The sequence below is a fragment of the Rhodococcus sp. NPDC055024 genome (genome assembly GCF_053608585.1).
This window is the reverse complement of sequence record NZ_JBSGVT010000010.1, coordinates 84,901-98,729: the sequence shown is the minus strand read 5'-3', so window position 1 is coordinate 98,729 and position 13,829 is coordinate 84,901. Positions and strand designations below refer to the sequence as shown.

At 64.4% G+C, this 13,829-nt stretch carries 14 protein-coding genes and 1 other RNA gene; 8 read left to right on the top strand and 7 right to left on the bottom strand.

Translation table 11 applies throughout. From position 1 onward, the window contains the following. Positions 1-13 precede the first annotated feature (13 nt). Complete coding sequence (locus tag ACWF6P_RS21005; RefSeq protein WP_452622328.1) at positions 14-487, bottom strand: low molecular weight protein-tyrosine-phosphatase; 474 nt, start codon at positions 485-487, stop codon at positions 14-16. Then, a complete protein-coding gene (locus ACWF6P_RS21000; RefSeq protein ID WP_452622327.1) occupies positions 474-1,169 on the bottom strand; it encodes an HAD-IA family hydrolase in 696 nt (231 codons plus the stop codon). The genes ACWF6P_RS21005 and ACWF6P_RS21000 overlap by 14 nt, the downstream gene beginning before the upstream one ends. Positions 1,170-1,225: 56 nt before the next feature. Between ACWF6P_RS21000 and cobC the strand changes: the two genes are divergently transcribed. From cobC to ACWF6P_RS20980, 4 genes are all read left to right on the top strand, one after another. Then, positions 1,226-2,260, top strand: a complete 1,035-nt coding sequence (gene cobC / locus ACWF6P_RS20995; RefSeq protein ID WP_452622326.1) for an Rv2231c family pyridoxal phosphate-dependent protein CobC — start codon at positions 1,226-1,228, stop codon at positions 2,258-2,260. Further along, entirely contained in the window at positions 2,257-3,390 is a 1,134-nt protein-coding gene (locus ACWF6P_RS20990; protein ID WP_452622325.1) for a Nif3-like dinuclear metal center hexameric protein, read from the top strand. Before cobC ends, ACWF6P_RS20990 begins: the two co-directional genes overlap by 4 nt. Before the next feature lie 108 nt (positions 3,391-3,498). Further along, on the top strand, positions 3,499-4,236 hold the full coding sequence (locus ACWF6P_RS20985; RefSeq protein ID WP_019748955.1) for a zinc ribbon domain-containing protein: 738 nt from the start codon (positions 3,499-3,501) through the stop codon (positions 4,234-4,236). Continuing rightward, complete coding sequence (locus tag ACWF6P_RS20980) at positions 4,233-5,357, top strand: bifunctional RNase H/acid phosphatase (RefSeq protein ID WP_452622324.1); 1,125 nt, start codon at positions 4,233-4,235, stop codon at positions 5,355-5,357. The genes ACWF6P_RS20985 and ACWF6P_RS20980 overlap by 4 nt, the downstream gene beginning before the upstream one ends. A 27-nt stretch (positions 5,358-5,384) precedes the next feature. Here the strand turns inward: ACWF6P_RS20980 and ACWF6P_RS20975 are convergent, their stop codons facing one another. Both ACWF6P_RS20975 and ACWF6P_RS20970 read right to left on the bottom strand, forming a co-directional pair. Beyond that, complete coding sequence (locus tag ACWF6P_RS20975; RefSeq protein ID WP_452622323.1) at positions 5,385-6,620, bottom strand: SLC13 family permease; 1,236 nt, start codon at positions 6,618-6,620, stop codon at positions 5,385-5,387. A 28-nt stretch (positions 6,621-6,648) separates the two neighbouring features. Then, positions 6,649-7,176 (bottom strand): DUF1697 domain-containing protein, encoded by a 528-nt coding sequence (locus ACWF6P_RS20970; protein ID WP_452622322.1) that lies wholly within the window; start codon positions 7,174-7,176, stop codon positions 6,649-6,651. A gap of 54 nt (positions 7,177-7,230) precedes the next feature. Here ACWF6P_RS20970 and rnpB point away from each other — a divergent pair. The 3 genes from rnpB (at position 7,231) to ACWF6P_RS20955 (ending at position 9,651) form a co-directional block, all read left to right on the top strand. Then, an RNA gene (rnpB, locus tag ACWF6P_RS20965) (RNase P RNA component class A) lies at positions 7,231-7,645 on the top strand. A gap of 319 nt (positions 7,646-7,964) precedes the next feature. Further along, positions 7,965-8,150: a hypothetical protein gene (locus ACWF6P_RS20960; RefSeq protein WP_007735457.1), complete on the top strand. Its 186-nt coding sequence runs from the start codon at positions 7,965-7,967 to the stop codon at positions 8,148-8,150. Between the two features lie 91 nt (positions 8,151-8,241). Then, the gene (locus ACWF6P_RS20955; RefSeq protein WP_452622423.1) at positions 8,242-9,651 is read left to right on the top strand and encodes an RNB domain-containing ribonuclease; all 1,410 of its coding nucleotides are present in this window, start codon (positions 8,242-8,244) and stop codon (positions 9,649-9,651) included. Positions 9,652-9,655: 4 nt separating this feature from the next. Here ACWF6P_RS20955 and pip read toward each other — a convergent pair whose 3' ends face one another. The 3 genes from pip to panB are packed head-to-tail and all read right to left on the bottom strand — an operon-like array spanning position 9,656 to position 11,982. After that, entirely contained in the window at positions 9,656-10,639 is a 984-nt protein-coding gene (gene pip / locus ACWF6P_RS20950) for a prolyl aminopeptidase (RefSeq protein ID WP_452622321.1), read from the bottom strand. After that, the gene (locus ACWF6P_RS20945; protein WP_452622320.1) at positions 10,639-11,079 is read right to left on the bottom strand and encodes a hypothetical protein; all 441 of its coding nucleotides are present in this window, start codon (positions 11,077-11,079) and stop codon (positions 10,639-10,641) included. Before ACWF6P_RS20945 ends, pip begins: the two co-directional genes overlap by 1 nt. Before the next feature lie 51 nt (positions 11,080-11,130). Then, positions 11,131-11,982, bottom strand: coding sequence for a 3-methyl-2-oxobutanoate hydroxymethyltransferase (gene panB, locus ACWF6P_RS20940; protein ID WP_275232025.1), 852 nt, complete (start codon positions 11,980-11,982; stop codon positions 11,131-11,133). A 207-nt stretch (positions 11,983-12,189) separates the two neighbouring features. Between panB and ACWF6P_RS20935 the strand changes: the two genes are divergently transcribed. Then, a complete protein-coding gene (locus ACWF6P_RS20935; RefSeq protein ID WP_452622319.1) occupies positions 12,190-13,761 on the top strand; it encodes an alpha/beta hydrolase in 1,572 nt (523 codons plus the stop codon). The last annotated feature ends 68 nt before the right edge of the window (positions 13,762-13,829 follow it).

The window sequence follows — 13,829 nt, the reverse complement described above, 5'->3', positions numbered from 1 at the left end:
TTTTGCTACTGGTTCAGGCCCGCTCACGGATCCAGTCGAGTATGTCGGGAATGGCCGCTTCGATCTGGTCTCGAACCAGTTCGAAGTCCTCCTGATCCCCGTAGTACGGGTCTGGGACAGATTCGCCGTCGGCCTCGGTGTCGAACGATCGCAGTAGCCGCCGCCGCTCCGTGGGCACGCCGAGATGAGCAAGCTCACGTTCGTGGCCGGTGTCGAGGGCGACGACCAGATCGGCCGCCAGATGATCTGCATTGACCTGCGCGGCGCTGTGGCCCGTCGGATATCCGGCCGCGCGGAGCACGACGTTGGTCCGCTCGTCGGCCTCGCTACCGGTGTGAAACCCCTCGGTACCGGCGCTGCTCACACGCACCCGGTCGGCGAGGCCTTCACGGCCCAGATGCGCGAGCAAGATCTTCTCGGCCATCGGTGACCGGCAGATATTGCCGGTGCACACAAACGTCACATGGAGCGGTTCAGGCGCGGCCATCGAGTAGTCCTCCCAGTTCGGATGCCGACGATACGGAGCAATGAGCTTGCCGCGCTTCGTCGGCAGAGCCGTAGCCCCATTCGACGACGACGGTGGGAATGCCGTACTTCGCGGCGCCGAGTACGTCGTGGTCACGATCGCCGATCATGAGCACGTCGGGGGTTCCGCCGTCGGCGGCGAGGACGGGAGTGATCCCGAGTGAGGTCAGCGAGTGCGCGATCACATCCGGCTTTGCCCGGCGGGTTCCGTTGTCGCTCGCCCCGCCGATGAACTCGAAGTGCTCGGCCAGGCCGAAATGTTCGAGGATGCGAATGGCGAACCGTTCCGACTTCGAGGTGGCGACGGCCAGCCGGGTCCCGTTCGCACGAGCCTTGCCCAGGACGACGTCCATGCCCTCGTACACCGAATTCTCCTGCCACCCGGTCGCGTCGTATCGCTCGATGTACGCGGCGATCGCCCGGTCGACGTCGGCCGGGGGCATGCCGAGTGATCTGAAGGTGTCGACCATCGGCGGGCCGATGACCGATGCCAGCATCTCCTCCGTCGGCTCCGGCCGGCCGACGGTGGCCAATGCATGTCGGAAGCCGCCGTGAATGCCGGGCGCGGAATCGGTGATGGTTCCGTCCAGATCGAACAGAACTACGGGAAAACGGTCGAGCGGTGGTGTCGTCACGGTTCTCATTGTCCCGGAAGGCGGGGGTGATGTCCGCGCGCAGTGCCCGACCGTAGGCTGGCCGGGTGAGTACCGGAACGGTTGACCTGGAGAGCTTGCGACATCACGGAGATGTCGAAGCCGAGCCTGGGTTGCTCGATTTTGCCGTCAACGTTCAAGGCGCCGGCCCACCGAAGTGGTTGCGGGATCGGCTGGCCGCAGGGCTGGCGACGCTCGGTTCGTACCCGTCGGCTGCAGCGGAACTGAAGGCCCGCGAAACCGTCGCGCAGCGGCACGGGCGCCGACCCGAAGAAGTCTTGCTGCTCTCTGGCGGTGCCGAGGGTTTTGCGATGTTGCCGCGCCTGAATTCTCGCTCGGCAGCACTGATCCATCCGTCCTTCACCGAGCCGGAACTGGCGCTGCGAGAGGCCGGTGTACCGGTGACGCAGGTAATTCTGGAGCCGCCTTTCGAGCTTCGGGCTGCGCAGGTACCGGAATCCGTGGACCTTGTCGTTCTGGGTAATCCGACCAATCCGACGTCCGTGCTTCACCCCGAGGCCGATGTGTTGGCACTGCGTCGGCCCGGCCGGATCCTGGTGGTGGACGAAGCCTTCGGCGACGCGGTCCCCGGCGAAACGGAGAGCGTCGCGGGTGTCGAGTCGGCGGATGTACTCGTGCTTCGCAGCCTGACCAAGACGTGGGCGCTCGCCGGATTGCGGTGTGGGTACGCGATCGGCTCTCCGGATCTTCTGGCTCGATTGGCGCACGGCCGAGCGCACTGGCCACTGGGCAGTCTGCAGATCGAAGCCATCACGGCGTGCTGCGAACCGTTCGCGGTCGAGCAGTCGAGGATCAAAGCCGAAGCGATTGCAGCAGACCGCCGAGACATGGCCCGGCGACTGACCGAGATCGGGATTGCCGTGCACGAACCCGCGGCGGGGCCGTTCGTGCTCATCGACCTCCGCGACGGTGCCGCGATGCGAGAGCACCTGCGTGCCCGCGGTATCGCCGTCCGCCGGTGCGACACCTTTCCCGGGCTCGGGCCGGATCAGTTGCGTGTGGCGGTCCGTCCAGCCGAGCAGGTCTCGGTTCTGATCGAAGCGATGAAGGAGATCTTGTGAGCGGCCCAACTCTTGCGGACGTCATAGCCGTGCTGGAATCCGCCTATCCGCCTGCCCTGGCGGAATCGTGGGATTCGGTCGGCCTGGTCTGCGGCGATCCTGCTGACGCCGTCACGAGAGTGGTTTTCGCGGTGGACCCGACCGAGGCCGTGGTCGACGACGCCATCGCCTCCGGCGCCGACCTTCTCGTTGTTCACCATCCGCTGCTGCTGCGTGGGGTGGATACCGTCGGTGCTCACACCCCCAAGGGCGCGTTGGTCCACAAGCTCATCAAGGCCGGGTGTGCGCTGTTCTCGGCGCACACCAATGCGGACTCCGCCGACCCCGGAGTATCCGACGCTCTGGCGCAGGCTCTGGGCCTGACCGTGCTGCGCCCGATCGAACCCAAGCCGACGCAGCCGCTCGACAAGTGGGTCGTCATGGTTCCGGTGGAGAATGCGCCGGTCGTGCAGGACGCACTTTTCGAGGCGGGGGCGGGCCGGATAGGTGACTACAGCCAGTGCAGTTGGACCGTCACGGGTACGGGTCAGTTCCTTCCGGCCGACGGTGCGAATCCGACGATCGGGACTGTCGGCGCTGTGGAGCAGGTTCGCGAGGATCGGGTGGAAGTGATTGCCCCGCGCGGAAAGCGAAGCGCGGTGCTGGACGCACTGCGGACTGCCCACCCGTACGAGGAACCGGCCTTCGACGTTTTCGAACTTGCAGCGTTCCCCAGTTCGCTCGGTCTGGGTCGGGTAGGTGAGCTCGAGCACCCCGAAACTTTGCGGGAGTTCACTGCGCGAGTGGCGCGCTCACTGCCCTCGACCGAGTGGGGTGTTCGCGCCGCTGGAGATCCAGACGCGACCGTTAGCAGGGTGGCGGTCTGCGGCGGTTCCGGCGACTCGTATCTGGACGTGGTGGCGGGACTGGGCGCCGACGTCTACGTCACTGCGGACCTGCGGCATCATCCCGCGGACGAGCATCTTCGCGCCGGTGGCCCGGCACTGGTCGACGTCGCACACTGGGCGAGCGAATACCCCTGGTGTGCGCAGGCGAAATCTGTGGTCGATGCCGCGTTTGCCGACAATTCGGGGTGGGAAAGCCGGGTTTCGACAATTCGCACCGATCCGTGGTGTTTGAGTGCGCATTAGTGCAGGGCTGTGCAAGGTACGGTTGCACGAACAATTCAAGAGCAGTTCTTCGAGAGCCGTCCTTCGCGAGCACTGCCGACATCGGACTTACAGCAGGAGTTATACAGCGTGAACGTCGAACCACAGGTGCAATCCAAGCTTCTCGACCTCGCCGGGGTGGATGCTGAGCTCACTCGGATCACCCACCGACGCGGAGCGCTTCCCGAGCAGCAGGAAGTCGAACGTCTCGAGGCCGAGCGAATCAGCCGCAAGGATGCGTCCGTAGCCGTCGAGATCCAGATCGACGACATCGATCGCGACATCCGCAAGCTCGAGGGCGAGGTCGACGCTGTTCGTCAGCGCGAGGATCGTGACCGCACGCTCTTGCAGAGCGGGTCGGTCGGCGCGAAGCAGCTCACCGAACTCGAACACGAACTCGGCAGCCTGGTTCGGCGCCAAGGACTCCTCGAAGACGAGTTGCTCGAAGTGATGGAGCAGCGTGAGGCGTTGCAGGCTGATCACGATCACGCCGGTGCCCAGCTCTCCCAGGCCGAAGAAGAACTGATCGACGCCAAGCGTCGCCGCGACGATGCCGTCGCTGATCTGGACAAGGCGCAGGAGCGTTGCGCCGCCGATCGTGAACGACTCGTCGGCGAATTTCCCGCCGATTTCCTCGCGGTGTACGAGAAGCAGCGCACCCTGGGCGGACCGGGCGCAGCACTTCTGCAGGCCCGCCGATGCGGCGCTTGCCGGATCGAGATCGACCGCGGTGAGATCTCCCGAATCGCCGCGACGCCGGCCGACGTCGTCGTTCGTTGCCCTGAGTGCAATGCAATCATGGTGCGTACCAAGGAGTCCGGTCTGTGAGTCTCTCGCAGGTCATCGTCGAGGCCGACGGTGGATCGCGGGGCAATCCCGGTCCGGCCGGTTACGGAGCTGTGGTGTTCGACGCCTCGCGCTCGGTGTTGGCCGAACGCAAGGAAAGCATCGGAATCGCGACCAACAACGTCGCCGAGTACCGCGGACTGATCGCCGGGTTGACCGCTGCCGGTGAACTCGGCGCGTCGACGGTCGATGTCCGTATGGATTCGAAGTTGGTCGTCGAGCAGATGTCCGGGCGCTGGAAGGTCAAGCACCCGGACATGATTCCGCTGCAGCGACGTGCGGCCGAGTTGGCGACGCAGTTCTCACGAGTCACCTACACATGGATTCCGCGCGCCGAGAATTCTCATGCCGATCGTCTTGCCAACGAGGCGATGGACGCTGCTGCCGGTATCGAGTCCGCGCCAGTCGCACCTGTTACACCGGCCGCCCCGTCCGAAGAGACGTCGGAGCCGCAGATCGCCGGCTCGCCGGGATGGATCGCTACCACCGGCAAGCCCACACGAATGTTGTTGCTGCGTCACGGCCAGACAGCGATGTCGGTCGATCGCCGCTACTCCGGTCGCGGCAATCCGGAGCTCACGGAACTGGGCCGAGCGCAGGCCGCCGGCGCTGCCGGACGCTTCGGGAACCGCGGCGGTATCGACGCCATCGTCTGCTCACCTCTCGGCCGAACCCGCGAGACGGCAGAGGCATCGGCCCGCGTGCTCGGCCTACCCGTCATCGAGCACAAGGGTTTGATCGAAACCGATTTCGGCGACTGGGACGGACTCACGTTCCGTGAGGCAGCCGAGCGTGACCCGGAGCTGCATCGCGAATGGCTCTCGGACACTTCGGTGCGTCCACCGGGCGGCGAGAGCTTCGACGAGGTGCGAGAACGAGTCGTCTCCGCGCGCGACGACCTGATCGCGACCTACGGCGGCGCAACGCTGTTGGTCGTGTCTCACGTCACCCCGATCAAGACTTTGGTGCAGTTGGCTCTCGATGCCGGGCCGTCGTTGCTCTACCGGTTGCATCTGGATCTGGCGTCGCTGAGCATCACCGAGTTCTATCCCGACGGGGGAGCATCGGTGCGGTTGGTCAACGACACGTCACACCTGCGCTGAAAGCCCAGACGGCTCATCAGCCGCTGATCAGATCACCAACCACAGGGCGCTCACCGCGGCGAGCAGCGTCAGCGGCGTCGTGATGACCCCGAGGAGGGTGAACGTCGCCAGCGTGGGCGGTGCGCCCGCGCTGGTGGCAACTCGTCGCCAGAGCATCGTCGCGAGAGAACCGACGTAGGTGAGGTTGGGGCCGAGGTTGACGCCGATCAACATCGCAAGCACCAGAGCTGGAGGTGCCCCCGTTCCGAGCGCTGCGATCATCAGCAGCGTTGCCGGCAGGTTGTTGACGAGGTTGGATGCGACCGCCGCTACCGCGGCGACAAAGAGCAGTGAACCGTAGCTGGTGTCATTGGGGAGGATCTGCGCAATCCATTCGCCCACGGGCCCGTTCGCGACCCCGGCGACGATGATTCCGAGAACGAGGACAAACGCGCAGAACCAGAGGTCGGCAGCGTAGACCATCTTGGCGGCGGTCGTACGGTGCCGAGCCAGAGCGATCGCTCCCAGAACACCGGCACCCACCACAGCGATCCAGGCGGGTTCGATCTCGAAGAAACCCGAAACCGCGAAACCGAGAAGCGTCATAGCGATCACCGTCAGCGGCAGAATCGGCGCGGGCGAGGAACTCTTACTTGCCGGTGGCTCTGTGTTTTCGGAGCGGACGAGTTCGGATCGGAAGAACAGTCGGAAGATCAGATATTCGACAGCGATCGTCACGACCCACGGCAACGCCATCAACGCGGTGAAGTGCAAGAACGTCAAACCTGTTGCGGCAAACGCGATGAGGTTGGTCAGGTTGGACACCGGCAGCAGGGTCGACGCCGAATTCGACAGGTGCGCACTGGCATAGGAATGCGGCCGGGGACTTGCTCCGATGGATCGTGCGGCCGCGATCACCGCGGGTGTCAGCAGCACGACGGTGGCGTCGAGGCTCAGGACCGCCGTGGTCAGGGCAGCGGCGCCGAACACATAGATCAGCAACCGGTGCGGATCGGCGAGGGATCGTTGCTGCAGGACCTGGCTGACCCAGCGGAAGACACCGAGAGCGTCCGCGGCGTGAGCGAGAACCAGCACGGCCACCAGGAAAACGACGGTAGGCGCCATGCTCGTCAGTTCTTCGCGGGCTTCGTCGAGAGTGACGACACCGGTCAGAAGCACGATCACGGCTGCTGGGCCGGCAACGATGATTTCGGGAAGTCCGCGTGGACGCACTATCGCAAAGACGAGTACGGCGGCGACGAGCAGGATGGGAAGAAGAGTCACGCGGTTGTGCTCCGCGTCGGGGCGAGCGTCATTTGAGCAGTTTGTAGAGCGTGTTCAGGTTTCGGGTTGTCGTGAACGCCTTGAACTTCGGTTTGCCGGTGTTCTTGCCGAACGCGCTCTTGACAGTCTGGCCCTTCTCGACCTCCCAATACAGGACCCCGTCGCCGGCCGCGACCCGTTCGACCGAGGCATCGAGTTGCGCTGCCGCAGCGCTTAATTCCTCGAGGACTGCCGGCTCGGAGGCAACCATCGCGTACGCGTGCCAACCTTCGCGTTCGCGCTCGAACGGATAGTTGTCCACGATCGCCTGCAGTGCCGGGATGTCGAGGACGAATACCCAAGCCTCGTAGCCGAACTCACGGGCCAGGGCGGATTCGATCTGCTTCTTCAGTGAAAGTATGTCGGTGCTCGGACTGTCGAACAGCACGTTGCCGGAGGCCAGGACGGTTTTCACGCCTTCGAATCCGAGGTCGGTGAAGACTCTCGCGAGGTCCACCATCTTGATGTTGATGCCGCCCACGTTGATACCGCGTAGCAGGGCCACGTACCGAGTCATAAGGTGACCATAGTGCCGGCCGCCGACAGGCGCCCGGTAGCATACGGGGGCGGACGAGTTGGCCGGGCGGCCGCGGCTTCTGGAACCAGCGCGTACCGCGCACAGGCCTGGGGCCGAGGAAAGTCCGGACTCCACAGAGCAGGGCGGTTGTTAACGGCAACCCGAGGCAACTCGCGGGACAGTGCCACAGAAAACAGACCGCCTGCCTTTCGAGGCAGGTAAGGGTGAAACGGTGCGGTAAGAGCGCACCAGCACCTCGGGTGACCGGGGTGGCTAGGTAAACCCCGCCCGGAGCAAGGTTGAAGGTCGCATCGCTCGCGGTGCGGCTGCGCAGGTGTTCGAGGGCTGCTCGCCCGAGCCTGCGGGTGAACCGCTCGAGGCACCCGGCGACGGTGTGCCCAGATGGATGGTCGCCACTCGGCACTTCGGTGCCGCAGGACAGGATCCGGCTTACACGCCGACTCGTCCGCCCGCGATCTGCACAGTGAGAAAAAGAAGACCCCCATCGATCCGGTGGGGGTCTTCTTTGTTCGAAAAGCTGTCAGACAGGCTTGATGACCAGCAGCGTAGCCCAGTACGTTGCCGCGTCATGGCCCATGAGCGGGAGGAGGTAATCGTAAAGAATTGCGGACATGCGCACTCCATTTTCTGTTCGTAGCTTGTGTTGGGCATTCAAGCAGAACTCACCGTTCGAATGTCCGGTTCTCACCTGCCAGGCCAAGTAGAAAGAATATCAGTCTCACAGCGATCTACAAGCTTCTATCTCACTCTGATGTCACACTGTGGATATGACTGATGAAGATCGACTCTGGTACTTCGACGTGTCCGACGGTTCCGTCACGCAGGGAAAGGGCGCGTCCTCGCTGACGAGGATGGGGCCGTACCCTGATCGGGACTCTGCCGAGCACGCATTGAAGATCGCTGCCGAACGCAACAAGGCGGCCGATCGGGCAGACGAAGACTGGAACAACTGAGGCTTGAGCAACTGAGACCGCAACAACTGGGACCGGTACAGCTGCTGCACCGGCCCGAACCGATCATGGAGGATGCGTGCCCGCAAGTCGAATGATGGTGCAGGGAATCGACTTCGGAGTGGTTCGGGCGGAGTTCGACTTGCCAGGAGCATTCTCGGCCCCGGCGCAAGCCGAGGCCGAGAATGCCGTAGATCGTTTCGGCGACGGGCGTGTCGACGAAACGGCAATTGCCTTCGTGACCATAGACCCGCCCGGATCGATGGATCTCGACCAGGCAGTGCACATCGAGAAGACTTCGACGGGTTTTGTGGTGCACTACGCGATCGCGGATGTCGCGGCGGTAGTGACACCGGGCGGAGCTCTCGACATCGAGACACGCAAGCGGGGCCAAACTTTCTATCTCCCGGACGGTTCCGTCCCGCTGCATCCTCGAGCGTTGTCCGAGGGTTCGGCGAGTCTGCTGCCGGACGTGGTTCGCCCCGCCGCGCTGTGGCGGATCGAACTCGACGCGCAGGCCGAGCCGACGTCGTGGCAGGTGAGGCGCGCTTTGGTGAAATCGGTGGCACGTCTGGACTATTCGACCGTGCAGCGCGATGCCGACGCGGGAACCTTGCATCCGTCGATCACGGCGTTGCCCGAGTTCGGCCGTCTACGTAGTGCCTCCGCGATTGCCAGGGGAGCCATCGAGCTGAAATTGCCCGAGCAGTCAGTGGTTCGGGAGCAGTCCGAGGACGAGTCTGCGGGCCGCTGGCGGATCGAGTTGGAGCCGCGCACCGAAGCTGACGACTGGAACGCTGAAGTCTCGCTGCTCACGGGCATGTGTGCCGGGCGCATGATGATCGACGCAGGTATCGGGTTGCTTCGCACCCTGCCGCCGGCCGAGGAGTCCGCGGTTCGGACCCTGCGGAGAACTGCAGTGGCGCTGGGTATCACGTGGCCGGAGGGTCACAGCGTCGGGCAGATTCTTGCCGGCCTCGATTCGAGTGAGCCGTCGACGATGGCGCTGATGTCGGTTGCGCCGTCGTTGCTGCGCGGGGCAGATTACGCGGCCTTCGACGGCCAACTACCGGAGTTGACGGTGCATGCGGGGATCGGAGCGCCCTACGCTCACGTGACTGCTCCGCTGCGCCGCTTGTCCGATCGCTTCAGCACCGAGGTGTGTTTGGCGATCACAGCTGGTACGCCGGTACCGGAATGGGTGCGCACTGCCCTTCCCGAGTTGCCCGACATCATGAGTGGGTCCGACTCACTGGCGAACAAGGTCGACCGCGCGTGCATCGATCTCACCGAATCCACCTTGCTCGACGGCCGGATCGGCGAGGTTTTCGACGCGGTAGTGATGCGCGCCAAGGACGGAAAGCGCTCGGCGGAAGTATTTGTCCCGTCGGTCGCGGTGATCGCGAAATGCGTCGGAACGCCCGACGACGGTGAGCGCGCGAAGGTGCGGCTCACCGCCGTCGACACTCTCAAAAGGACGGTGGAATTCACGTTCCCGGCGTAGGGAGTTACCGGTAAGAATCGGTGGCTTCCACCAGGTGATGCACGATGCCGGGCTCCATGGCGGAATGTCCGGCGTCGTCGACGATCACGAGCTTGGATTCGGGCCACGCCTTGTGCAGCGCCCAGGCGCTGGTGGCCGGGCAGACGACGTCGTAGCGGCCCTGGACGATCGTCCCCGGAATGCCCTGCAGTGCGGAGCTTTTGCGTAGGAGTTGGTTCTCGTCGAAGAACCCGCCGTTGACGAAGTAGTGGTTCTCGATGCGGGCGAAGGCCAAGGCGAACCTGGTCTCGGAGTTCTGTTCGATCTTGTCTGCCTGTGGGTACAGGTAGCTTGTCGATCCTTCCCACGCAGACCAGGCGATGGCTGCGCGGGCCGCGACGTCGGGTTCTTCGGAATGGAGCAGTTGGTGATAGACCGCGACGAGGTCTTCGCCGCGCTGCGCCTCGGGTACCGGTTCGAGGAATTTGTCCCAGCGCTCCGGAAAGATGTTTCCCGCGCCGCCGTTGTAATACCAGTCGATCTCGCTGCGACGCAGGAGGAAGATCCCGCGGAGGACGAGTTCGGTGACACGCGTGGGAAACGCCTCGGCGTAGGCGATGGACAGTGTGGAACCCCAGGACCCGCCGAAGACCATCCACTTGTCGATCGAAAGATGTTCGCGCAACGCTTCGATGTCGCCCAGCAGGTTGTCCGTCGTGTTCACCGACAGATCGGCGCCGTCGGCCACATGCGGGGTGGATCGACCGCAGCCGCGCTGGTCGAGCAGAACGATGCGGTAGGCGGCCGGATCGAAGAACTGCCGTACCGCCGGTTGCGCGCCGCCGCCGGGACCGCCGTGCAGGAACACCACCGGCTTGCCGTCTGGATTTCCGCTGACTTCCCAGTACATGCTCTGGCCGTCACCGACGTCGAGGAAACCGGTCACAAACGGCTCGATCGGAGGATAGAGATTCCGAAGAGCTGACGGCTGTGATGATGTTTCGGTCATCAGAAGCCCACCAGGCCGGAGGCGAGATCGGGGATCTCGAGTGCGGAAATCGCGCCGGTACGGACGTCGGGGCACGCGGCCGAGGTTGCCGCGTCGATACTTTCGCGGTTCTGGGCGAGATCGAGCAGGTTGATGCCGTTCTGCGTCGCCCACGTGATGACGATCGTGTTCAGTCCGCCCTTGCCGAGCGTCGGGGTGACGGTACGCCAGTTTTGCAGCTGCCCTTCCATATCCGAGCACAACCGCTGGACCTGCGCGTCGGTGAAGGTGGTGCCGGACGCGGACGTTGTTGCCGGCGCCGTCGTGGTGGAACTCGCGGGCGTAGTACTGCTGGGCGCGGGAGAGTTGGTGGACCCTCCCGCGCATCCGCTCAGCACCGTGACGAGAGCTGCCGCGCCGACTACAGCTGCGGCAGTAGAACTTCGACGGTTACCGATCATTGAACGCACCCCTGGCTGGTTGAGAGACAGGCGGCGTTCGCCGGTCTCGGATCAGAAACTGTGTTCTGCGGCCGGGAATGCGCCTGTGCGAACTTCTGATGCATAGGCTGCGGCTGCGGAACGCAGTTCGTCACCGACGTTACCGAAACGCTTGACGAACTTGGCTGTCTTACCGCTCGTGTAACCCGCCATGTCCTGCCAGACGAGTACCTGAGCGTCGCATTCGGAACCGGCCCCGATGCCGACGGTGGGGATGGTGAGTTTGCGGCTGACCTGGCCTGCGATCTCGGCCGGGACCATTTCCATGACGACGGAGAACGCTCCGGCTTCCTGGACTGCAATGGCGTCCGCCACAAGCTGCTCGGCCGCGTCGCCGCGACCCTGGACGCGGAAACCGCCGAGCGAGTTCACGGACTGCGGGGTGAATCCGACGTGAGCCATGACGGGGATGCCGGCCGAGGTGATAGCCGCGATCTGCTTGCTCATCCGTTCGCCGCCCTCGAGCTTGACGGCGTGTGCGAGGCCTTCCTTCATGAATCGCGTCGCAGTCGCCAGGGCTTGCTCGGCCGAACCTTCGTACGTGCCGAACGGGAGATCGGCGACGACGAGTGCGTGCGGAGCGCCGCGCACGACGCCGCGAACGAGCGGAAGCAGTTCGTCGACGGTGATCGGCACGGTGGTGTCGTAGCCGTAGACGACGTTGGCGGCAGAGTCGCCGACCAGCAGCACCGGGATGCCGGCGTCTTCGAAGATGCGTGCCGTCGAGTAGTCGTAAGCGGTGAGCATCGACCAGCGTTCGCCGTTCTGCTTCATCTCGGCGAGGTGGTGAATGCGCGTCTTGCGCTTCGGTGCATCGGTCGAGCTTGCACTGGGTACAGAACCGTAGAGAGGTGTTTCGGACATCGTTGTCCCTTTCTGGCCTCGAGGCCCTGAGCGTTGATCGCTTTCGGGTCCCCGGGTGTGGGTGATGACGTGTTCAGTCTGCCACCGGACGTCGCCGACACGAATAGATGACGGGGTGCAATGGGTCACATCACCGCGCGCGCAGCGGCTAGGCGCCGAAACGGGGCGAACCGCTGGCTAACGAGGATTCCTGGCACCATCGAGGGCATGTCGAAGTTCGTTCGCCTCTCCGGTGCCCTCGCCGGAAGCGCAGCAGTGCTCGTGTTGGTTGTCGGTTGCACCAGTTCGGAAGGAACTCCGGAACCAGTGGAACCCGCTGGTTCCGGTGCGTCCGCGGTGCCGTCCGGTCTGGAGAAATTCTACGAGCAGACGCTCGACTGGGGCTCTTGTGACCAGTTCGTCGAGGAAGGCGCTGCGCCGCTGGGACGAGGAGTCGACTGCGCGAAGGTGAGCGTTCCCGTCGATTACGCGAATCCGAGCGGCGACACCGCGCAGGTGGTGATCTCGCGTGCGAAGGCCACCGGTGACCGCATCGGTTCGCTGTTGCTGAACCCGGGCGGACCGGGTGGGTCCGGGTTGTCGATGGCGACGTCGGGTTCGGGCACCGAATTGCAGGAACGCTTCGACATGATCGGCTTCGATCCGCGGGGAATCGGTGCGTCGACCCCGCAGGTGCGGTGTCTGACGCCGGAGGAGACCGATGCGGAGCGCGCGGAAGTCAACGTCGACATGACGCCGGAAGGTATCGCCCTCGCCGAGGCGGACAGCAAGGACTACGCCGCCAAGTGTGCCGAGCGGACGGGTACGGAGTTCCTCGCCCACGTCGGTACCTACGAGGTGGTGCGAGACATGGACGTCATTCGGGGCGTTCTCGGCGATCCGAAGATGAACTACCTCGGGTTCTCGTACGGAACCCGGCTCGGATCCACGTACGCCGAGACCTTTCCGCAGAATGTTCGAGCGATGGTCCTCGACGGCGCGCTCGACCCCGAGCAGGATCCGATCGACGAGGTGGTCTTGCAGGGGCAGGGTTTCCAGGGCGCCTTCGACGCTTTTGTGGCCGACTGTGTCTCGCGAACGGACTGCCCGTTGGGTGACGATCCGGCGCAGGCGCAGGCACGCTTCCAGGCACTCCTCGAGCCGCTGATGGAGAAGCCGGCGGAGACCACAGACCCACGCGGGCTGAGCTATTCCGACGCGATCACCGGCGTCCAACAGGCCCTGTATTCGCCGCAATTGTGGACTCCGTTGCGTGGGGGTCTGTCGAGTCTGGCCGACGGACGCGGCGACTCGCTGCTCAACCTTGCCGACATGTACGAAGGCCGTGAGGACGACGGCAGCTACTCCAACATCAACGACGCGTTCAACGCCATTCGCTGCGTGGACGATCCGGCAACCACCGACCGCGCCGAGGCCGGCGAATCCGACACTCGGTACCGCGAGGCGGCACCGTTCCTCGACGACGGACGGGGGACCGGTCAAGCGCCGCTCGACCTGTGCGCGTTCTGGCCCGTTCCGGCAACCGGCAGCCCCCACGCGCTCGACCCCCAGGCGCTCGCTGACGCCGGTCTGCCGCAGCTGGTCGTCGTGTCCACGACCCAGGATCCGGCGACCCCGTATCAGGCCGGAGTGGATCTCGCGAAGCAGTTGGGCGCCGCCCTCATCACGTTCGACGGAACTCAGCACACGGTGGTTCTGGACGGAAACTCCTGCGTCGACGATGCCGTCGTCGACTACTTCGTTTACTTGAAGGCTCCGGAAGAGGGTCTGACATGTTAGCCGGCGCGACGCCGTACGCTGCGCCTATTCGATGGTGACCAATCACTCTGTTAACCGGGACCACTGAT